Consider the following 20,454-nt stretch of genomic DNA (forward strand, 5'->3'; position numbering starts at 1 on the left):
CCTCCCGGGGCTGCTTTCTTTTTGGCCCGTCCTGCGGGCGGCCAAATCCAAGCAACAAGAAACGCCCCTTCGCCTTCGGGCATGGGGATCCAAGAGAGAGTGACAGATATGGCAACCTTCTCCCAGAAGCCTGCAGAGGTGGAGAAGAAGTGGGTCGTCATCGACGCCGAAGGGCTCGTCGTTGGCCGTCTCGCTTCCATCATCGCTATGCGTCTGCGCGGCAAGCACAAGGCAACTTTCACGCCTCACGTTGACGACGGCGACAACGTTATCGTCATCAACGCTGAAAAGGTCGTTTTCACCGGCAAGAAGTATTCCGACAAGGTTTACTACTGGCACACCGGCTATGCCGGCGGCATCAAGGAGCGCACCGCTCGCCAGATCATCGAAGGCCGCTTCCCGGAGCGCGTCCTCGAAAAGGCTGTTGAGCGCATGGTTCCGCGCGGCCCGCTCGGCCGTCGCCAGATGAAGAACCTGCGTGTCTACGCCGGCCCGAACCATCCCCACGAAGCACAGCAGCCGACCGTCCTCGACGTCGCAACGCTGAACAAGAAGAACGTAAGGAGCGCCTGATAATGGCTGACCTTTCCTCCCTGAAGGATCTCGGCACGTCGTCGGAAGCCGCTGTTGCTGCTCCGGCTCACGTCCGCAAGGTCGACTCGCTTGGCCGCTCCTACGCGACCGGCAAGCGCAAGGACGCCGTCGCCCGCGTTTGGGTCAAGGCCGGCTCCGGCAAGATCATCGTCAACGGCAAGGACTTCACGGCTTACTTCGCCCGTCCGGTTCTGCAGATGATCCTGCGCCAGCCGATCGTCGCTGCTGCCCGTGACGGCCAGTTCGACATCGTTGCAACCGTTGCCGGCGGCGGTCTTTCCGGCCAGGCCGGCGCCGTTCGCCACGGCCTGTCCAAGGCCCTCACCTACTTCGAACCGGGCCTGCGCTCGGTCCTGAAGAAGGGCGGCTTCCTGACCCGCGACAGCCGCGTCGTCGAACGTAAGAAGTACGGCAAGGCCAAGGCCCGCCGTTCGTTCCAGTTCTCGAAGCGCTAATCGCTTTTCGACATGCTTTCATGGAAAGGCCGGGTTTTCGCCCGGCCTTTTCGTTTATTCCGGCTTGTTGAAGAAGGCTTCGAGCCGGTAGCCGTCCGGATCGACGATGAAGGCGGCATAGTAGAATTGCCCGTAATCCGGGCGGATGCCGGGTGGGCCATTGTCCTCGCCGCCATGGGCAAGGGCTGCCGCATGGAAGGCGTTGACGGCCTGCTCGCTGGTGGCGACGAAGCAGAAATGCAGGCCCGAGCCGCGGTCGGCCGGCACCGGGCGCTCCACCTCGCTCACCCAGAAGGCGGGCCTGTCGGCGCCGTATCCTATCGTTCCGTCGAAATTCGACAGCCGCTCGTAGCCGAGCGGCGCCAGTGCCGCATCGTAAAAGCGGCGCGATCTATCGAGGCTTTTGACCCCGATCGAGATGTGGTCGAACATTGCCAATGGCTCCCTCGTGGTTCGGTCGGCGCAGCTTCCCGGAAGCGCCTTGCGAAGTCAACGCGCCGCAGGAACCTGTTGCCGCGCCCCTTCCCGGCTGCTAGAGCAGCATCAGGTTTCGAACCGGACAAGACAGGACCTGACATGGGAGCCACCCCGTCCGCAGACAGATAGGCCGCAGCAACCTTTTGACGTTGTTGCGGCATCTGTCCGATCAATCCAGACTGCGATGAGAAGGCAGATCGCCGCCGGATGAACTCATTCGAGCGGATGAATACCCATGTCTTTTCAAAACAGGAGCTGGACCTGCTCCCTGCCGGCAGCGCTGCTGCTTCTGGCACCCTTCGATATCCTGGCCTCGCTTGCCATGGACATCTACCTGCCCGTCGTTCCGACCATGCCCGAGGCGCTCGGCACATCGGCGACGGTCGTTCAACTGACGCTGAGCCTCTACATGCTGATGCTCGGCGCCGGACAGATGCTTTTCGGCCCTCTCTCGGACCGGATCGGCCGGCGGCCCGTACTGCTTGGCGGCGCGCTGCTGTTTGCGGCCTCTTCGCTGCTGCTTGCAGCCACGTCGTCGGCCGCACTGTTCGTCCTTCTGCGCCTGCTTCAGGCGGCCGGCGCATCGGCGGCGCTGGTGGCGACCTTTGCGACGGTGCGCGATGTCTATGCCGTGCGGCCGGAAGGCGCTGTCATCTACGGCCTGCTCGGCGCGATCCTCTCCTTCGTGCCGGCGCTCGGGCCGGTCGCCGGCGCGGTGATTGCCGATCACTTCGGCTGGCGCGCCATCTTCCTGATGCTCGGCGGGCTGATGCTTGCGGCCATGCTCAACGCGCTCCAAGGCTGGCCGGAGACAAGACCGGCGGCATCGGCCGGCGCGACGATCCGTATCGGCGCGATCCTGGCGGATGCGCATTTCCGGACCTACACGATGGGATTCAGCGCGGCGATGGGGGCCTTCTTCGTGTTCTTCTCCACCGCGCCCCGCATTCTCATCGACCATGCCGGCTTTTCGGGTCTCGCCTTCAGCCTTTCCTTTGCCACGGCTGCCGCGGTGATGATCCTATCCGCGCGCCTTGCCGGCCGCTTCGTTGCGCGATGGGGCACGGCCGGCAGCCTTGCCCGCGGCATGGGCCTGCTTCTTGCGGGCGCATTGCTGCTCGGCATCGGCGAAGTGCTGTTTACCCCGTCCTTCGCCAGCTTCGTCCTGCCGATGTGGGTGATTGCCGTCGGCATCGTGCTGACGACCGCCGTCACGGCAAACGGCGCGCTGGCCGCCTTCGGCCAGACGGCGGGAACGGCGGTCGCGCTCTATTTCTGCGTCGAAAGCCTGATCGTCGGCTGCATCGGCACGCTCTTCGTGCTGCTGTTGGACGGCGATACGGCATGGCCGCTTGCCGGCTATTGCACGGTGACGGCTACCCTCACCCTGTTTGCCTTGCGCCGGATCGGCGCTTGCGGCTGACGCCAGGGGGCGGCGGAGACGATCCGCCGCCCTGCCCTGAAATGGGATTGCTTGAAATCCGGCGGAAGCTCGCCTACCCCTTCGGGCAGAGACGAGGAACCCGAACATGTCTTCCACCACCAAGCCCTCACCCTTTGCCGCAACGCCCGAACCACCCTATTACGTCGTGACCTTCTCCTCGGTCCGCACCGCGGGCGACAACGGTTACGGCGCGATGGCAGACCGGATGGCGGAGCTTGCGCTGCAGCAGCGGGGCTGTCTCGGGGCCGAAAGCGCGCGCGATGCCGACGGCTTCGGCATCACCAATTCCTACTGGGCCGACGAGGAAAGCCTCAGGGCGTGGAAACAGGTCGTCAGCCACCTGGCCGCCCAGCGGCTTGGCCGCGAACGCTGGTACAAGCAATATAAGGTTCGCATTGCGCGCGTAGAACGCGCCTATGAGTTCACGGCAGAGGAAGGAAGCTCAGATGGCCAATAGGACGATCGACCATGCCTTCACCGCGCAGAGCCTGACATCGGCCGCCTCCGACCCGACCTTTGCCGGCGCGCTGTCCTTCATGCGCCGCCGCTTCAGCAAGGATCTGGCCGGCGCGGACGCCGTCGTCTGGGGCATCCCCTTCGATGCGGCGACCTCCAACCGGCCGGGCACGCGTTTCGGGCCGCAGGCGATCCGCCGGGCGTCGGCAATCTTCGACAACGATCCGCAATATCCGTTCCAGCGCGATCTCTTCGCCGAAATGGCCGTCATCGACTACGGCGACTGCCTGCTCGACTACGGCAACCATCAGGACACGCCCGATGCGATCGCGCGGCAGGCGAGCGCCATTCTCGACAGCGGCGCCTTCCTGCTCACGCTTGGCGGCGACCACTATATTACCTGGCCGCTGCTGAAGGCGCATGTCGAACGTCACGGCCCGCTGGCGCTCGTGCAGTTCGATGCCCATCAGGACACATGGTTCGACGACGAGCGCCGCATCGACCACGGCTCGTTCGTGGCCCGCGCCGCGCGCGCCGGCCTCATCGATCCCGACCGCTCGATCCAGATCGGCATCCGCACCCATGCGCCGGAGGATTTCGGCATCCACCTTCTCTACGGCCACCAGCTGGAGGACATGAGCGCGACGGACATCGCCTCCGCGATCATCGCGCACACGAAGGGCTCGCCCGTCTATCTGAGTTTCGATATCGATTGCCTGGACCCGGCCTTTGCGCCCGGCACCGGCACGCCGGTTGCCGGCGGCCCGTCCAGCGCCAAGATCCTCTCCGTGCTGCAGCGGCTGAAACAGCTCGACATACGCGGCGCCGATGTCGTCGAAGTCTCGCCGCCCTACGACCATGCCGACATCACCGCCATTGCGGGGGCGACGGTCGCGATGTATATGCTGGGCCTCCATGCCGAACGGCGTGCGACGGCAGGGTGAATGCCGTTATCAAATTGATTCAACTTCATGGCAAACTGATTCCGGAAACGATCCGAACCCACTGAAAGCGCAGGATAATCATGGCAGCAAAGATCTTCATCGATGGCGAAGCTGGAACGACGGGTCTGCAGATCCGCGAGCGTCTGGCGGAGCGCCGCGATATCGAGCTGCTGTCGATCCCGACCGAGAGCCGCAAGGACAGGGCGGTGCGTGCGGCACTGCTCAACGAGGCCGATATCGCCATCCTCTGCCTGCCTGACGATGCCGCCAAGGAAAGCGTCAGCCTGATCGAGAACGACCGTACCAAGGTGATCGACGCCTCGACGGCGCACCGCGTCTCCGAAGGCTGGGCCTACGGCTTTCCGGAAATGAGCCGGGAGCAGGCCGGCGTCATCGCCTCGGCCAAGCGCGTCGCCAATCCCGGTTGCTGGCCGCAGGGACCGATCGCCACGCTGCGCCCGCTGATCGAGGCCGGCCTTATCCCGGCCGATTTCCCGATCACGGTCAACGGCGTCACCGGCTATAGCGGCGGCGGCCGCACGATGATCGAGGATTATGTCGCCAAGGGCGAGGATGCGCCCGAATACATGCCCTACGGCCTGACCTTCAAGCACAAGCACCTGCCGGAACTGCAGCGCTACGCCAGGCTTGGGCGCGTGCCCTTCTTCCAGCCGGTCGTCGGCAATTTCGCGCAGGGCATGGTCGTCACCGTGCCGCTGCAGCTGTCGCATCTGCCCAAGGTGCCGAAGGGTGCCGACCTGCACGCTGCGATTGCCGACTATTATGCCGGCGTCAAGGGTTTCGTCGAGGTCGCCCCCTTCGAGGCGCCGGAGCGCACGCCCGAGCTCAACCCGGAAATCTACAACAACACCAACCGCATGCGCCTGCACGTCTTTGCCAATGACGATATCGCGCAGGCGCTGCTGGTCGCCGTCTACGACAATCTCGGCAAGGGCGCCTCGGGTGCCGCCGTGCAGAACATGGACCTGATGCTGGGCGCGTGACGCCCGGCATCTCCCCGTTGCCGGGCGATCGGCGTGGCTGCCTTCGGCGGCCTGTTCGGTAGCACCCGATACGATTGCCCGCCTGCTATGAAAGCCTTACACTCCCTCGCGCGAAGGGAAGTTCAATGGCGTCGGTTCTGATCGGCATTGCCATCATTGGAGGCACGACCGCAACGGTGCTTGCGGCCTATTATTTCATGCATATGCTCATGGGCGGCGATCCCGGCGGGCGCGACAGGGAACTGGCGAGTTCGGTCATCACCCGCATCGCCAGCCTGCATGCGCTTATCCTTGCGCTCGTCTTTGCCCAGGAAATGATCGAATACCAGGCGTTGCGCTCGGAAAGCGCTACGGAGAGCAACGCGATCGGCGATGTCTTCTACGATGCAGAGCGTTACGGCCCGGAGGCGCAGGCGCCGATCCAGAAAGCGTTGAAGGACTATGTCCGCATCGTCATCGAGCAGGAATGGAGGGAACTCGGGCATAGCGGCAAGCTCTCCTCGCCGGCCTGGGACCAATGGAACATCGCCTATCTGAGGATCCTCGAACTGGCTCCCGCCAATGCCAAGCAGCAGAGCCTGCGCAGCCACATGCTGGAGGAAATCCACGCGATCTCGGAATCCCGCGACCGGCGGGAAAACAGCGGCACCGACTCCATCAGCCTGATCTTCTGGTTTGCGGCCGTTTCCGGGGTCATCTTCACCGCCATCGGCTACTACCCCTACGCGCCAGACGGCCGCAACCTGCTGCTGTTGTCGATCTTCGGCGTCTTTACCGGCATCATCCTCTTCTTCATCTACGCCTTTTCCAACCCCTACAGCCCGCCCGCCACGCTGTTTCCGACAGCCTTCGAGCGCCTGCAGGAGGAAATCAGCGGGCCGGATCCGTGAGGCTTTCCCGGCAAGGGCGCCGCAAGCATTTCATGCGCGCCAGCCGAACACGACGGGGGGAATGTCGGCTGTTTCATCGATGAATGGCCGTCGCGCGACAAGGAGGTCGCTTTCGTCTGCGTTTTGCGGTAAAAGCGGCATCGCGCAGGCTCTGCCGCCTGTCGGCATCTGCTCGCATAACGACTCCGGCAGCCACTGCACTGACTGTTCGCGCCAACGGGAGGCACCCATGAAAACGATCCTGAGAAACCAGAAAAACAAGATCAACACTCAGGATATCCGTCTTCATGTCCAGTTTGCTTTCACGCGCGAGGAAAAACCCGCGGCGTCTTAACCGCAGCCTCTCAACCGCATCGCAAATTCACAACAGGCGCCAGCTGCGCCTGCGCAAATTCGCATCCTACTTCCGGCCGCATCTTCTGCTGCTGATGGCGGATATCGCTTGCGCCATCGTCGTCGCTGCCGCCGCAGTCGCCTTGCCGCTCTGCGCCAACATCGTCATGAGCCGTCTCATCGTGCTTGCCGATACGGCTTCGGCCTACTGGCAGATCCTCGGCATGGGCGGCGTCATGCTGGCTGTCGTGGCGGTCGAGACATCGGCGATCTTCTTCGTCGATTATCGCGGCCACATGATGGGCGCGCATATCGAGGCGAACATCCGCCAGGAACTGTTCGATCACTGCCAGAAACTCTCCTTCGGCTTCTACGACCGGCACCGCACCGGCCAATTGATGAGCCGCATCGTCGGCGATTCCTTCTGGCTGGGCGAACTCTTCCATCACGGGCCGGAAGACCTGCTGATTGCCGTCCTCAAATATAGCGGCGCGATGACGGTGCTGTTCTTCATCGATCCTCAGCTTGCCTTGCTGATCCTCCTCCTGACGCCTTTTGCGGTGGCCTATGCGCTGCACTTCAACAGGCGCATGAACCACGCCCTCGAGGCGAGCAAGCGGGAGATCGCCGCCGTCAACGAAAGGGTCGAGGATGCGCTGGCCGGCATCCGCGTCGTCCAGTCCTTCGCCAACGAGGACCTGGAACGGAAGCGCTTTGCCGCCCTCAACAGGCGCTTCCTGCAAAGCCGGGCCGACGGCTACCGCAGCGAAGCCTGGTTTTCCGCCGGGGCCGAGACCTTCGCCCAGATCATCACGCTTCTGGTCGTCATCCTCGGCGGATTGCGCATCCTTGCGGCCGAGCTCACGCTTGCCGATCTCCTGACCTTCCTGCTCTGCGTCGGGGTTCTCGTCGATCCGGTCAAGCGCATGGCCAATCTCGCCCGGCTCTGGCAGGAGGGTTACACCGGCTTCGTGCGGGCGATGGAGATCCTGGAGATCGATCCCGACGTGGTGGACCGCCCTTCGGCACGGGCGTTGCCCAGCCCGAAAGGTGAAATACGGCTTTCCAACGTCGATTTCCGCTATGACGACGGGGCGGAGGTGCTGAGCAAGCTTTCGCTCACGATCCGCCCTGGCGAATTCGTGGCGCTCGTCGGCCCCTCTGGCGTGGGCAAGAGCACGCTCTGCGCGCTGCTTCCCCGCTTCTACGATGTTACCGGCGGCTCGATCGAAATCGACGGCACCGATATCCGTGACCTGACGCTTGCCTCGCTGCGCCGCCATCTCGGCGTGGTACAGCAGGATGTCTACCTTTTCGCCGGCACCGTCGCGGACAATCTGCGCTACGGGCGCCCCGACGCGACGGACGAGGAGGTGGAAGCCGCAGCCCGCGCCGCCCATGCGCATGATTTCATCATGGCCTTGCCGCAAGGCTACCAGACCGATATCGGCCAGCGCGGCGTAAAACTGTCTGGCGGGCAGCGCCAGCGGCTGACGATCGCTCGCGCTTTCCTCAAGAATCCTGCCATCCTCATCTTCGACGAGGCGACGAGCGCGCTCGACAATGAAAGCGAGCGCGCCGTGCAGCAGGCCTTCCTGACGCTTGCCAAGGGGCGCACGACACTGGTGATCGCCCACAGGCTTTCGACGATCCGCCATGCCGACCGTATTCTGGTGCTCACCGGCGAGGGCATCGTCGAAGAAGGCAGCCATGACAGGCTGATGGAAAGCGGCGGCATTTATGCCAGTCTCTACGGGCTGCAGGCAAGCATCTGAAGCCCACGATTGCGATATACGGAACGGTTCGGCAGACAGGGCCGAGCCGTTCCGCTCACCAACCGCCGTTTTGGAGGAGGAGCGCCATGACTGTGCTGCGCATCGTTGCGAATATCGCCACCGCTTCCATCGAAGAGGTGCGCAGTTTCTATTGCGAACTGTTCGATCTCGACATGGTGAAACCGGGCTGCTGCTGGCAGCCTCTGCACTGGCCGGGACCTGGCAGGCTGCGGCTCAATAAGAGCAGGGGCGATTGTTGCTGGGACGGAAACCGCCCGCGCAGGCCGGGTTCAGGGACGTATCCTCGCCGTAGTCGTATCGCTCGCTCGATGTCGTGCAGCCCGACGCGATTGCGGAAAGCGTGAGCAGCGCGCCCGCCATCACGAATGTGCGAAATCTGTTCATCTGAACACCCCCTTCGTAGGATCGCCCATGCGCCGACCGCTAACCTAGCATGTCACGGCAAATCCATGCGAGGAGCATCGCATTGATCCCATTCACTCTTGCGCGAGCCACGGCCGGAAGGAGGCAGATATGCCGCCTCAATCGCGCTCGGCGATGGCAGTCGCGCGGGGATATTCGCCGTAATAGCCGCGCCAGTTGGCGACGGCAAAACCGAAGACCACGAGCGCCCCCGCCTGATGCAGCAGGCCCCAGTGCAGCGGGACCTCGAGCAGCAGCGTGGTGATGCCGATCGCGGCCTGGATCGTGACGAGCGCGAAGAGCACCACGGCGCGGCGTGCATGGGTGGTCCAGGATGCGGCGCGCAAGGCGATCACCATATTGACGAGCGCGATCGCAAAGAGCGTGTAGGCGCCAAGGCGATGGACGAACTGCACGGTCTTCGGGTTCTCGAAAAGGTTGATCCAGAAAGGCTGCTGGATGAAGAGGTCGCCGGGCACGACGGCGCCGTCCATCAGCGGCCAGGTATTGTAGGTAAAGCCGGCATCAAGGCCGGCGACCAGCGCGCCGAGATAGATCTGGAAAAGCGAGAAGGCGGCGATCGCTGCCGCCCAGCGGTGCGACGTTCTCGTCGGGGCCGGATCGTCGGAATGCGGCGAAAGCCCGCGCATGATCCACATGCAGGCGGCAAAGATCAGGCAGGCCATGACGAGATGGGTGGCGAGGCGATACTGGCTGACGTCGGTGCGCACCGAAAGACCGGACGAAACCATCCACCAGCCGATGAAACCCTGCAGGCCGCCAAGCGCCAGGATGCCGGCCAGCGGCCAGCGCAGGCGCTTCTCGATCCGGCCGGTCGCCCAGAAAAAGATCAGCGGCAATGCGAAGACGAGGCCGATGCCGCGCGCGATCAGCCGGTGCGCCCATTCCCACCAGAAGATGCCCTTGAACTGGTCGACCGTCATGTCGCTGTTCAGCTGCTGGAATTCGGGAATGCGCTGGTAGAGCTTGAACTCCTCATCCCATTCGGCGGCGTTCAGCGGCGGGATGACGCCGTGGATCGGCTTCCATTCGGTGATGGAAAGGCCAGAATTGGTCAGCCGCGTCGCCCCGCCCACGAGCACGAGACAGAAGAGTGCCAGAAGGACGAAGCCGAGCCAGATGCGTACGGCGCGGCGGTTGTTGTCCTGCCTGCGCATTTCGGTGCGGATCGCCTGCTCCGGGCTCAGGTTCGCGACGGCCATGATCTCTCCTTTTATCCGGCAGTTGATTTGCCCCACCGGCTGATGCAAAACAAGCCCCGATCCTTTGCGGCATGCCGTCGCGCCGGTTCAGTTCCACCCGCTCGGAAGTTATACGATGCCCGTCCGCCTTCGCAAATTCATCGGCACGATCCTGATCATCCTGCTCGTGCTCTTCTATGCGGTTCTGGCAAATACGATCGCGGTCGCCACGCTCGGCAACGCGCCCTGGTGGGGCCACCTGCTCTATTTCCTGCTGACCGGCCTGCTCTGGGTGCTGCCGGCCATGGTCATCATCAAGTGGATGGCCGGTCCGAAACAGCAGTAGCGGCCAATTAACGGCGGAATAACCCTGATGCGTGGAAATCCGCGCGCCGGCTCCGCAGTTAAACCAAATATACGTCTGGCCGCCTTACCTTCCCCTGCAGCAATCTCTCGACCGGAGAAGGACCCGTGCAGACGCAGAGGCTCGATGTAGCAGATCAGAATTTCGACGCCGTAGCGCAAGCCGAAGCCGGCATTTCCCGGCTGCGGCAGCTCAGCGTGAAACTTGCCATGGCAGAACTCGATATAGAGCTTTTCGACCGGATGGAGCCCCTGGAAGCGGAATGGCGCGCGCTGGAGTGCGACAGGCTTTCTTCGCTGCACCAGGGCTACGACTGGTGCGCGGCCTGGGTGGCCGCCTTCGGCCGGCCGCTCGCCATCCTGCGCGGCAGCATCGGCAATCGCACGGCCTTCATCCTGCCGGTGGAGATCGTCGCCTCGCGCGGCCTGCGGATCGCCAAATTCGTCGGTGCGGAGCACAGCAACATCAATACCGGCCTGTTCTCACCCGATTTTGCCGCAGACGGCGATGCTGTGGACAGCCATCACCTTGCCGCCCGCCTTCGTGCCACGCTCGCCGGCAAGGCGGATCTGCTTCTCCTGCAGAATATCCCGCTGGAATGGCGCGGCCGCCGCAACATGCTTGCCGGCCTGCCCATGGTGCAGAACCAGAACCACGCCTACCAGCTTCCGCTCCTCGATACGTTCGACAAGACGCTGCAGCAGCTCAACGCCAAGAGCCGGCGCAAGAAGTTTCGCACGCAGAGCCGGCGGCTGGAGGCGATTGGCGGCTTCGACTATATCGTGCCGGAAGCATCCGCGGAGCAGCACGAACTGCTCGACATGTTCTTCCGCCTGAAGAGCGCCCGCTTCGCCTCGCTCGGCCTGCCCGACGTCTTTGCGGATGCGCAGACCAAGACCTTCCTGCACGGCCTGATCGACAGGCGCAACGGCGGCGATTTCGGCCTGCAGATGCGCGGCCTGCGCCTGAAAGGCGACTATGAGGGGCGCATCGCCGCACTCTCTGGAATTTCCCGCAAGGGCGATCACGTCATCTGCCAGTTCGGCGCGATCGACGAGGATCTGGCTGCCGATGCAAGCCCCGGCGAATTCCTCTTCTGGCAGATGATATCGAGCCTGCACGACAAGGGTGTCGCGCTCTTCGATTTCGGCCTCGGCGACCAGACCTACAAGCGCTCCTGGGCACCGGTGGAAACGGACCATTACGATGTGGTTCTGCCGATTTCCGGCATCGGCATCGCAGCCGGCGCGGCGCACCGGGCGATCACCCGCGGCAAGGCCTACGTCAAGGCCCGCCCCGGCCTCTATAAATTCGCCCAGAAGATCCGGGCCAGGGTCGGTTAGGCAGCCGCCCGCGGCGCGCAACGATCAGGTATGCAGGTCGCGGGCTTTAAATATCAGGCGGCGTGACGCGCGGGGCTGCGCATGGCAGCCTCTTCGCCGCCCGACATCAGGACGACGCGCTCGTAGCCGGCACCCTGGAAATCCTGCATCAGGCCGACGAAAGCCGCCTCATCGATCTCCGGCAGCGACAGGACGATCTCGATTTCCTTGCTGCGCGTCAGCCGCGAAACGCTGGCGACATCGGCGGCGCCACATTCGACGATGACGATATCATAGGCCGAAGTCAGCGCATCGAGCAGCAGCGAAAGCCTGTCGACGCCGCGCATGGCGCGGCGCACGTCGCTGACACCCTGCGGGATGATATGCGCATCCGACGCGCGGTCGCCGTGGATCGTCTCGCCGAAGGCGGCCTCGCCGCAGAGGAGATCGGTGACGCCCAATGCTTCGGGGTTCTCGGCCATCAGTTCGCTCGGATAGCCGGAGCCGGTCATGTCGATCAGGATCGCGCGCCGCCCGGTATCGGCAAGCACGCGGGCCAGGGAAACGGTTGCCGCCGAACCATTGTCACCGGTCGGGGATATGGCGACGGCGAGCGGGGCGCGGCAATCGGTGAGATAGGTCGCGACGGAGGAAACGGAAAATTCGTTGTCGTCGGCGGGCGCTTCATCGGCTTGCCCGGCGTCAGGCTCGCCTTCGTCCTCATCCTCATCAAGGGCTGCCGCCAGCATGCTGGGCTTGGCCGGTCTTGCGGCGGGAACGGGTGTCGCCTCGACCGGATGCTCCTCTTCCTTCTTGCCCTCGACTTCGAGAGGTTCGACCGGGCGCAGCGCGCGGCCGCTGAAAAGCTCGGAGAGCATGATGACGATCGCGCTCATGATCAGCGTTGCGACCGCGGCGACGACGACGATCGGCACGACCTTCGGGAAATAGGGATCGACCTGCTCGATCGCCTTCGAGACGATGCGCGCATCGGCCGGGCTGGAATTGCGGTCGGCACGGGAGGCGGCCTCACGGTAGCGAACGAGATAGGTTTCGAGAAGCTGGCGCTGGGCATTCGCCTCGCGTTCCAGGGCGTTCAGCCCCACTTCGTCCTCGCCCGCCCTGGCGCTGTTGGCCTGCAGCCTGTCGGACTGCTGCTCGAGTTCCCTGGCGCGCAGATCGGCGACTTTGGTCTCGTTTTCGATGCTGGCGAGGATTTTCTGCGTTTCCTGGCGGATCTGCGTGCGGATATCGGCAAGCTGGGCGCGCAGGCTCTTCAGCCGCGGATGGTTGTTGAGCAGGCTCGTCTGCAGGTCCGATATCTGCGACTGCAGGCCGGATTCGGTTGCCTTCAGCCGCTGGATGGACTGCGACGACATGATATCCGGCAGCGTATCGGAGGCTTCGCCGGACGACAGCGCGTTGCGCACGGCCTGCGCCCTCGCCTCGGCATTGGCCTTGTCGGTGCGCACACGGGTCAGCTCGACGGAAATATCGTTGAGCTGCTGTGCGGTGAAGGTCGTGGTCCCGTTGGTCTGCAGCAGGCCGTGGGCGGTGCGGTAGTCGGCAACCTTCTTCTCGGCCTCGCTCACCTTCTGGCGCAGGCTGTCGATCTCCGGCTCAAGCCAGCGGGTGGCTTCCGAGTTGGAATCGAGCTTGGCGCCACTTTGGATCGCCAGATAGACCTGTGCCATCGCATTCGGAATGCTGGCGGCGAGCTTCGGATCCCTGGAGGTGAAGGTGATGCCGATGACGCGCGAACCGGGCACCTGATAGACCTGCAGGCGCTCGGTGAAGGCATCGATGACGCGCTCTTCCGGCGGATTTTCCAGCGGGTTCTTCTTCAGGTGCAGCCTCACGAGGATATCGGTGAGCGCGGAGCCGTTCGCAGCCGCATCGAATTCCGGCAGATTGTAGAGCTTCAGATTGTTGATGACCTGCTTGATGAGGTCTGCCGATTGAAGGATCTGCACCTGGCTGGCGATGTTCAGCTCGTCGAGCAGCGGCCCGGAGCCGGCGTCGGTCGTCTGCGTATTGGCAAAGGCCGGGGCGCGCGGCTCGATGAGGATGCGGGTCTCGCTGCGATATTGCGGCGAAACCATCTTGGCGCCGGCAAAAGCGACAGCCGCACCCAATGCGGTGATCGTCAAAACTCTCAGACGACGGGACCAGACCGCGCGCACAAGCTGGCCGAGGTCGATGTCCACATCCTGATCACTCGCTACGCGGGACATACTCGATACTCCAATACGAACTGCCGCAAGCGTAAACGACCATGGTAACTCAACGGTTAATGGCAATTGCCCCGCAAATCAGGCGCTCCTGATAAAGGAATTGCGGAAATCGGCGGATCTTTTACCGGGCATTAACCCTAATAGATCGATAACGGCTCGACCGAATTATCTTCCTGTGAGCAAGCGGATGCCCTTCGTCCAGCCCAAGATCCTGATAGCCATGAGCCTCGCCGCCATGATGGCTGCTCTGGGCGGCTGCACCACCTATCGCCCCGCTCCCAAGGCCTTCAACCAGGCGACCATCCAGCCCTATTCGCTCGACAGCGGCGACCGCCTGCGCATCACCGTCTTCGACCAGCCGACGCTGACCAATACCTATACGGTGGATCAGGCCGGCTATATCGCGTTCCCCCTCATCGGCCAGGTCCCTGCCCGCGGCCGCACCCTGCAGCAACTTTCCGGCCAGATCGCGCAGAAGCTGCAGCAGGGATATCTTCGCGATCCCGACGTCACGATCGACGTCGATCGCTACCGCTCCGTCTTCATCATGGGCGAAGTCGGCCAGCCCGGCCAATACGCCTATGTGCCCGGCATGACCGTGCAGAACGCCATCGCGGTTGCCGGCGGCTTCACCAGCCGCGCCAACCAGAGCATGGTCGACGTCACGCGCAAGATCAACGGACAGGTGCTGACCGGCCGCGTCAATATTTCCGGCCCGATCATCGCCGGCGACACGATCTATGTCCGTGAACGGCTCTTCTAGCTGATGGCAGAACAGAGGCCCCTCCGTATTCTTCACTGCTTCCGGTCGCCGGTCGGCGGAATTTTCCGCCATGTCCGCGACCTGGTGGAGGAGCATAGCCGGGCGGGCCATGAAATCGGCATCATCTGCGACAGTTCGACCGGCGGCGAATATGAGGACCGCCTCTTCGACGATATCCGCCCCTTCCTTTCGCTCGGCCTGACGCGCATTCCGATCCGGCGCTCCATCAGCCCGTCGGATGTGAAGGTGCTCTGGAATACATTCAAGGAAATCAGGAGCTTGCGGCCGGACGTGCTGCATGGGCACGGCGCCAAGGGCGGCGTGCTCGCGCGCATTGCCGGCTCAGCCCTGCGGGTCAACAAGTATCGCGTAGCCCGCCTTTATACCGCGCATGGCGGCAGCCTGCACTATTCCCGCGCCTCGCTGCTCGGCCAGTTCGTGCTGCGCATGGAGCGGGTGCAGGAATATTTTACCGACGCGCTGGTCTTCATCTGCGAATACGAGCGCCAGACCTATGCCGCCAAGGTGGGTCGGCCGCGGGTGACGAACCGGCTGATCTACAACGGCATCGGCGCGCGGGATTTTTCCGACGTTCCGACCCGCTCGGATGCGGTGCATTTCATCTATGTCGGCATGCTGCGCGACCTCAAGGGCCCGGACATCTTTATCGATGCCTTCGCCAAGACCGAGCGCCTGCTCGGCCGGCCGCTTTCGGCGCTGATGATCGGCGACGGGCCGGACCGCGACCGCTATCGCGAGATGATGGTGGAGCGCGGCCTCGGCAAGCGCATCGGCATGCTGCCGGCCATGCGCGTCAAGGAGGCCTTCTCCATGGCACAGAACCTCGTCGTTCCCTCCCGCGCCGAAGCCATGCCCTATATCGTGCTGGAAGGGCTCGGCGCCGGCAAGACCGTCATCGCCTCGCGCGTCGGCGGCATTCCGGAGGTGCTCGGGGCGGATAGTCCCGCACTGGTGACACCGGGAGATTCCGACGATCTGGCGCGCGTGATGGCGGAAGCGCTGACGGTGCCCGGCTGGCACGACAGGGTCATGCCCTCTCCCGACGCGGTCAAATCGGTCTTTTCCGCGCCGGTCATGGCCCGCGAAGTGCTCAAGCTCTACGGCGAACTCGTCAATCCCGTTGCGGCACAGGCGATCCCGGCCGCCTCGTAAATGTTTCTTAGGGGCTTTCTGTTATCCCGCTCACATCAACGAGCGACGAAATCCCATGAACAAGCTGGAAAAGAGCGGACAGTTCGACGTGGAAGCCCTGCGCAAGCAGGTCTCCGATGCGCAGACGCGCAGCGCCGCCGCCCCACATGCAGCCGGCGAGACGCCCGGCATCAATCCCTATGCGCGCCAGATCGCCGAGCAGTTCCGTGCCGCGACCCATTCGCCTGCCATCATCATCGGCCAGTTGCGGCTACTGGAATTCCTGACGCAATTCGCCATCGGCCTTGTCGCCTTCTATTTCGCGCCGGGCGACGGCAGCGACACTATCCTCATGCGGGCCGTCATGGCGGCCGTCGTTGCCGCATTGACCGTCGTCGCACTTCAGCTTGCCGACGCCTATTCCATCCCGGCGCTCAGAGCCCGTCTGCGCTATCTGCCGCGCGCAGCCGGCGCCTTCGCCATCATCTTCGTGCTGACGACGGGCAGCTTTTCGCTGTTTTACGGCCTCGGCGCTGCGGCTGCGGAATCCTACGGCATCTGGTTCGTCGCGGGTGCGCTCTTCCTGCTGATCGAGCGCTTCCTCGTGGCGCAGGGCGTGCGCAACTGGGCGCGCAACGGCATCATGGAGCGCCGCGCCGTCATCGTCGGCGGCGGCGAGCCGGCCAAGGAACTGATCCGCATGCTGGAGCAGCAGGCGGATAACGACATCCGCATCTGCGGCATCTTCGACGACCGCGGCGAGAAGCGCTCGCCGATCATGGTCGCCGGCTATCCAAAGCTCGGCACGGTGAGCGAACTCGTGGAATTCGTGCGGATGACGCGCATCGACATGCTGATCATCGCGCTGCCGCTGTCCGCCGAAGCGCGCATCTTCGAGCTTCTGAAGAAACTCTGGGTGCTGCCGGTCGATATCCGCCTTGCCGCCCATGCCAACCGCCTGCGCTTCCGCCCGCGCGCCTATTCGCATGTCGGCGCGGTGCCGATGCTCGACATCTTCAAGAAACCGATCCGCGACTGGGATTCCGTCGCCAAGCGCGCCTTCGACATTTTCTTCACCATCGTCGCGCTTTGCCTGCTCTGGCCGATCATGGTGGCGACGGCGATTGCCGTGAAAGCGACGTCGGAAGGGCCTGTCTTCTTCATGCAGAAGCGGCACGGCTTCAACAACGAAGTCATCAACGTCTTCAAGTTCCGCTCCATGTACACCAACATGAGCGATCCGACGGCCAAAGCCGCCGTCACCAAGGGCGATCCGCGCGTCACCCGCGTCGGCCGCTTCATCCGCAAGACCTCGATCGACGAGTTGCCGCAGCTCTTCAACGTGCTGAAGGGCGAGCTTTCGCTGGTCGGCCCGCGCCCGCATGCAGTGCTTGCCCAGGCGCGCGAGCGGGCTTTCGCCGATATCGTCGACGGCTATTTTGCCCGCCACCGGGTCAAGCCCGGCGTCACCGGCTGGGCGCAGATCAACGGCTGGCGCGGCGAAGTGGACAGTGACGAGAAGATCAAGTTCCGCACGGCCTACGACCTCTATTACATCGAGAACTGGTCGCTCTGGTTCGACCTCAAGATCCTCTTCCTGACGCCGGTCAGGCTGCTCAATACGGAAAACGCCTATTGAGCGCGGTCGACGCCCCCCATGTGCGCGTGGCGCAGCCGCAACGGCTGACGCTGCGCCTCATCGGTTCGGCGGCGGTCGCTTTCGGGGTCTTTCTCTCCGGCTTCGTCATCGACGAGCCGGCCCCCTATGAACTCTGGATGGCGGGGCTGATCGGCCTCTGGTTCATCCTCGGCCTGAAGATATCCCGCACCACCGCGCCGCTGCTGGCGCTGCTGCTGACCTTCAACATCGGCGGCATGCTGTCGCTCACCCAGATGCGGGACCTGGCGACCGGCCCGATGTATATCGCCGTCTCCACCTTCCTGGCGCTGACATCGATCTTCTACGCCGCCATCATCGAGGACAGCCACAAGCGGCTGCCGCTGATCTTCAACGCCTGGAGCTTTGCGGCTGTCATCACCTCCCTGCTCGGCATCCTCGGCTATTTCCACGCCTTTCCGGGCTCGGAAGTCTTCACGCTCTACGACCGGGCCAAGGGCGCCTTCCAGGATCCGAACGTCTTCGGCCCCTTCCTGGTGCCGCCGGCGCTCTATCTCGTCCACGGCATTCTTGCCGGAAGCCTGAAGACGTCGCCGATCAAGGCGGGGGCGCTGCTCATCCTCGCACTCGGCATCTTCCTCTCCTTCTCGCGTGCCGCCTGGGGGCTCTTTGCCTTTGCCGTGATGGTGCTGATCTTCATCATGCTCCTGAAGGAGCGCAGCGGCGCATTCCGGCTGAGGGTGCTGATCCTGTCGCTCGGCGCCATCATCCTGATGGTCGCCTCGCTGCTGGTGGCGCTGCAGGTGCCCAAGATCAGCGAGCTCTTCTCCGCCCGCGCCCAGCTCGTGCAGCAATATGACGGCGAGCATCTCGGCCGTTTCGACCGCCATCGCATCGGCTTCCAGATGATGATGGAACGGCCGCTCGGCATAGGACCGCTGGTCTTCGGCACAATGTTTCCGGAGGACGAACACAATATCTGGCTGAAGTCGCTGACCACCTACGGCTGGCTCGGTTTCGTCAGCTATGTCGGCATGCTGTGCTGGACGCTCACCCTCGGTTTCCGCAACATGCTGCTCGACCGGCCGTGGCAGCCGTTTCTCATGGTCGCGTGGATCTCCGTTCTCGGCCATGCGGCGATCGGCAACGTCATCGATATCGACCATTGGCGGCACGTCTACCTGCTGTTCGGCATCGTCTGGGGATGTGCGGCGCTGGAAGTTCGCCACAGGCGCCTGAACCGCTCGCGAACACTTGAGAAGTTCGGCGGAAGCGCTAAATTCCCGGCATGATTACAGGGGCACAGATACGCGGCGCGCGCGCCATGATCGGCATGAGCATCGAGGACCTCGCGTCCCATGCGGGGCTTTCGGTCGAAACGGTCCAGGCGCTGGAAAACGGCGAATGGGCGGGCGAGACGCGTGCCATGGTCGAGGTGCGCAACACGCTGGAGGCCCACGGCGTCATCTTCATCGCCAGCGGCAACCAGGATGAGGGCGGCCCCGGCATACGCCTGCGCGCCCGCAGCCTCAGCGATGACGGCATCCGGCCCGAAAACCTCAACGCGGCCAACGACGACTGACGGAACCAAGCGCCGTCTCAGGCGTTTCGGCTGTCCTGTCAACGTGTTGGGGGTCATCCGCCTTGAATCGCAACAGCGGTCTTTATCTTGTCATCGGCGCACTGGTCGTCGTGGTCGTCGGCCTCGGTGCCTATATTTTCCACGAGGAAAGCAAACCTGACGGCATCGAGATGAGCATCGGCAAGAACGGTGTCTCGATCGAGCAGAACTGAGCTTCAGAGATAGGTCTTGGCGAGAATGGTCAGCTTGCCGCTGTCCTTCACGCCTTGCCTGTAAAGCTGGATGAGGGCCGCGCCGATCCTGTCGGCCTCCGGCGTGCGCGGAGCGATGCCGCTGTCGTCGCAAACCCGGTTCAGGACCTGCGACAGCAAATCGATATCTTCCGAAAAGAGCGGTAAATCCTGGGGATGAACTGACGATTTCAACATCGTGCTGCATTTCCCTCAGAGGGCATGACGCATCGTTCTGCGCAGCCGACGCCCTCCCAGCCAGCCTTGCGCATATTATGCGCGTGGCCCCCAATTTTAGCAACTGCGCAAATCAAAATCGTCGGGAACAATTTCTTGTCTCGCGCGTTACGGGGCCGTTTGGAATTCATATGGTATGAGACAGCCGTGGGCGAAAAAGCTTCCCCTCGCCCGTGAGGGTAAAATCTCCAGGCAGCAGCTTCATCGTTTCAACGGCCTGGGAGGCCGTCGAAGATCTCAAGCGCTGGCCGACCAGGCGTGGCAGTGAATACCGGATAGCCCTGCAACACTGCCTCGATGCGATGGACGGGTTGAGAAGCCCGCGGGCCGCACAGGCGTCTTTCACGACTGCTGCCCGGACAGCCGGGCTGCCGCTGCAAGGATTGCCAGATGCTCAGATTTTCCGCCGGCCAGCGGCAGCGTAAAGCTGCAGCTGATTGAAGCCTTCAACGATCACCTTGGCACCGATTTCCGCCACATGCGCCTCGGCAAGTTCGGCAAGCGCAAGGGCAACCTCCCCTTCCGGCCAGCCTGCTTCCACGGCTTCGTCGGAGAGGGTCTTAAACGCGGCGGCAAGGGCCTGCCGGCAATCCTGGCTGCTGTTGTCGATCGTCATAAGGTCCGGAACTATGCCTTTCTGCGGTCTCTCTTCCTTACACGCTCGGAAACAAAATTGCGAATAAATTTCAATTTCAAATAATCCAAAAATGGGATAATCACACACATCATCTTCAATCACAGGTGGATTTTAACGCAATGTTAAATAAATCCCCTTTGCGACCGGTCTCTATGTACGGGAAATATTAATGAAATAGTTTATCGGCAATTTAGTTGATCAAAAACTACAACCGATGCTCTACATTATTCGGGCAACGCGCCAAAGCGGGCGGCAGCGGCCTGCTCTGAGAGGCGGAATGGTCGCGCGCGCGAATTTCTGCAAAGTCGCGATTTAGCT

Annotated in this window: 23 protein-coding genes; 17 read left to right on the top strand and 6 right to left on the bottom strand. The window is 63.1% G+C overall.

Features of this window, described 5'->3' with window-relative positions; genetic code table 11:
- The first annotated feature begins 108 nt into the window (after nucleotides 1-108).
- Together rplM and rpsI are read left to right on the top strand one after the other, a co-directional pair.
- Nucleotides 109-573, top strand: a complete 465-nt coding sequence (gene rplM / locus ACU8HS_RS02015) for a 50S ribosomal protein L13 (RefSeq protein ID WP_112566199.1) — start codon at nucleotides 109-111, stop codon at nucleotides 571-573.
- A gap of 2 nt (nucleotides 574-575) precedes the next feature.
- Nucleotides 576-1,049 carry a 30S ribosomal protein S9 gene (rpsI, locus tag ACU8HS_RS02020; RefSeq protein ID WP_112566196.1) on the top strand — a complete coding sequence of 158 codons (474 nt, stop codon included), beginning with the start codon at nucleotides 576-578 and terminating at the stop codon, nucleotides 1,047-1,049.
- 54 nt (nucleotides 1,050-1,103) lie between these two features.
- On the opposite strand, the gene ACU8HS_RS02025 is transcribed toward rpsI, so the two are convergent.
- Nucleotides 1,104-1,481, bottom strand: a complete 378-nt coding sequence (locus ACU8HS_RS02025; RefSeq protein WP_112566193.1) for a VOC family protein — start codon at nucleotides 1,479-1,481, stop codon at nucleotides 1,104-1,106.
- A gap of 280 nt (nucleotides 1,482-1,761) precedes the next feature.
- On the opposite strand from ACU8HS_RS02025, the gene cml reads away from it, so the two are divergent.
- The 6 genes from cml (at nucleotide 1,762) to ACU8HS_RS02055 (ending at nucleotide 8,372) form a co-directional block, all read left to right on the top strand.
- Entirely contained in the window at nucleotides 1,762-2,949 is a 1,188-nt protein-coding gene (gene cml / locus ACU8HS_RS02030; RefSeq protein ID WP_447015314.1) for a CmlA/FloR family chloramphenicol efflux MFS transporter, read from the top strand.
- A 106-nt stretch (nucleotides 2,950-3,055) separates the two neighbouring features.
- Nucleotides 3,056-3,427, top strand: a complete 372-nt coding sequence (locus ACU8HS_RS02035; RefSeq protein ID WP_447015315.1) for an antibiotic biosynthesis monooxygenase family protein — start codon at nucleotides 3,056-3,058, stop codon at nucleotides 3,425-3,427.
- Nucleotides 3,417-4,370 (top strand): agmatinase, encoded by a 954-nt coding sequence (gene speB / locus ACU8HS_RS02040; protein WP_447015316.1) that lies wholly within the window; start codon nucleotides 3,417-3,419, stop codon nucleotides 4,368-4,370. Before ACU8HS_RS02035 ends, speB begins: the two co-directional genes overlap by 11 nt.
- 80 nt (nucleotides 4,371-4,450) lie before the next feature.
- A complete protein-coding gene (gene argC / locus ACU8HS_RS02045; RefSeq protein ID WP_112566182.1) occupies nucleotides 4,451-5,374 on the top strand; it encodes an N-acetyl-gamma-glutamyl-phosphate reductase in 924 nt (307 codons plus the stop codon).
- A 125-nt stretch (nucleotides 5,375-5,499) separates the two neighbouring features.
- Nucleotides 5,500-6,264: a bestrophin-like domain gene (locus ACU8HS_RS02050; RefSeq protein ID WP_112566179.1), complete on the top strand. Its 765-nt coding sequence runs from the start codon at nucleotides 5,500-5,502 to the stop codon at nucleotides 6,262-6,264.
- A gap of 287 nt (nucleotides 6,265-6,551) precedes the next feature.
- Nucleotides 6,552-8,372, top strand: a complete 1,821-nt coding sequence (locus ACU8HS_RS02055) for an ABC transporter ATP-binding protein (protein WP_447015317.1) — start codon at nucleotides 6,552-6,554, stop codon at nucleotides 8,370-8,372.
- 234 nt (nucleotides 8,373-8,606) lie between these two features.
- On the opposite strand, the gene ACU8HS_RS02060 is transcribed toward ACU8HS_RS02055, so the two are convergent.
- Both ACU8HS_RS02060 and ACU8HS_RS02065 read right to left on the bottom strand, forming a co-directional pair.
- A complete protein-coding gene (locus tag ACU8HS_RS02060; protein WP_447015318.1) occupies nucleotides 8,607-8,777 on the bottom strand; it encodes a hypothetical protein in 171 nt (56 codons plus the stop codon).
- A 137-nt stretch (nucleotides 8,778-8,914) separates the two neighbouring features.
- Nucleotides 8,915-10,018: a COX15/CtaA family protein gene (locus ACU8HS_RS02065; protein WP_447015319.1), complete on the bottom strand. Its 1,104-nt coding sequence runs from the start codon at nucleotides 10,016-10,018 to the stop codon at nucleotides 8,915-8,917.
- A gap of 115 nt (nucleotides 10,019-10,133) precedes the next feature.
- On the opposite strand from ACU8HS_RS02065, the gene ACU8HS_RS02070 reads away from it, so the two are divergent.
- Both ACU8HS_RS02070 and ACU8HS_RS02075 read left to right on the top strand, forming a co-directional pair.
- Nucleotides 10,134-10,343, top strand: a complete 210-nt coding sequence (locus ACU8HS_RS02070) for a DUF2842 domain-containing protein (protein WP_112566428.1) — start codon at nucleotides 10,134-10,136, stop codon at nucleotides 10,341-10,343.
- 125 nt (nucleotides 10,344-10,468) lie between these two features.
- Nucleotides 10,469-11,704, top strand: a complete 1,236-nt coding sequence (locus ACU8HS_RS02075; protein ID WP_447015320.1) for a GNAT family N-acetyltransferase — start codon at nucleotides 10,469-10,471, stop codon at nucleotides 11,702-11,704.
- Nucleotides 11,705-11,757: 53 nt separating this feature from the next.
- Here ACU8HS_RS02075 and ACU8HS_RS02080 read toward each other — a convergent pair whose 3' ends face one another.
- On the bottom strand, nucleotides 11,758-13,917 hold the full coding sequence (locus tag ACU8HS_RS02080; RefSeq protein ID WP_447015321.1) for a GumC family protein: 2,160 nt from the start codon (nucleotides 13,915-13,917) through the stop codon (nucleotides 11,758-11,760).
- 187 nt (nucleotides 13,918-14,104) lie between these two features.
- Here ACU8HS_RS02080 and ACU8HS_RS02085 point away from each other — a divergent pair, with 187 nt between their 5' ends.
- The 6 genes from ACU8HS_RS02085 to ACU8HS_RS02110 all read left to right on the top strand — a co-directional run bounded on the left by ACU8HS_RS02085 (nucleotide 14,105) and on the right by ACU8HS_RS02110 (nucleotide 19,244).
- Nucleotides 14,105-14,680, top strand: a complete 576-nt coding sequence (locus ACU8HS_RS02085) for a polysaccharide biosynthesis/export family protein (protein WP_112566155.1) — start codon at nucleotides 14,105-14,107, stop codon at nucleotides 14,678-14,680.
- 3 nt (nucleotides 14,681-14,683) lie between these two features.
- On the top strand, nucleotides 14,684-15,853 hold the full coding sequence (locus ACU8HS_RS02090) for a glycosyltransferase (protein ID WP_112702926.1): 1,170 nt from the start codon (nucleotides 14,684-14,686) through the stop codon (nucleotides 15,851-15,853).
- Between the two features lie 55 nt (nucleotides 15,854-15,908).
- Nucleotides 15,909-17,471: an undecaprenyl-phosphate glucose phosphotransferase gene (locus ACU8HS_RS02095; RefSeq protein ID WP_447015322.1), complete on the top strand. Its 1,563-nt coding sequence runs from the start codon at nucleotides 15,909-15,911 to the stop codon at nucleotides 17,469-17,471.
- The gene (locus ACU8HS_RS02100; protein ID WP_447015323.1) at nucleotides 17,468-18,742 is read left to right on the top strand and encodes an O-antigen ligase family protein; all 1,275 of its coding nucleotides are present in this window, start codon (nucleotides 17,468-17,470) and stop codon (nucleotides 18,740-18,742) included. The genes ACU8HS_RS02095 and ACU8HS_RS02100 overlap by 4 nt, the downstream gene beginning before the upstream one ends.
- Entirely contained in the window at nucleotides 18,739-19,032 is a 294-nt protein-coding gene (locus ACU8HS_RS02105) for a helix-turn-helix domain-containing protein (RefSeq protein WP_112566143.1), read from the top strand. Before ACU8HS_RS02100 ends, ACU8HS_RS02105 begins: the two co-directional genes overlap by 4 nt.
- Nucleotides 19,033-19,094: 62 nt before the next feature.
- A complete protein-coding gene (locus ACU8HS_RS02110; protein ID WP_447015324.1) occupies nucleotides 19,095-19,244 on the top strand; it encodes a hypothetical protein in 150 nt (49 codons plus the stop codon).
- A 3-nt stretch (nucleotides 19,245-19,247) separates the two neighbouring features.
- Here ACU8HS_RS02110 and ACU8HS_RS02115 read toward each other — a convergent pair whose 3' ends face one another.
- A complete protein-coding gene (locus ACU8HS_RS02115) occupies nucleotides 19,248-19,460 on the bottom strand; it encodes a hypothetical protein (RefSeq protein ID WP_112566140.1) in 213 nt (70 codons plus the stop codon).
- Between the two features lie 212 nt (nucleotides 19,461-19,672).
- Here ACU8HS_RS02115 and ACU8HS_RS02120 point away from each other — a divergent pair, with 212 nt between their 5' ends.
- Nucleotides 19,673-19,924 (top strand): DUF982 domain-containing protein, encoded by a 252-nt coding sequence (locus ACU8HS_RS02120; RefSeq protein ID WP_447015325.1) that lies wholly within the window; start codon nucleotides 19,673-19,675, stop codon nucleotides 19,922-19,924.
- Here the strand turns inward: ACU8HS_RS02120 and ACU8HS_RS02125 are convergent.
- Nucleotides 19,894-20,115 carry a hypothetical protein gene (locus ACU8HS_RS02125; protein ID WP_112566138.1) on the bottom strand — a complete coding sequence of 74 codons (222 nt, stop codon included), beginning with the start codon at nucleotides 20,113-20,115 and terminating at the stop codon, nucleotides 19,894-19,896. The genes ACU8HS_RS02120 and ACU8HS_RS02125 overlap by 31 nt on opposite strands.
- Nucleotides 20,116-20,454 lie beyond the last annotated feature (339 nt).

The sequence above is a fragment of the Rhizobium sp. KDH_Rht_773_N genome, assembly GCF_052946295.1.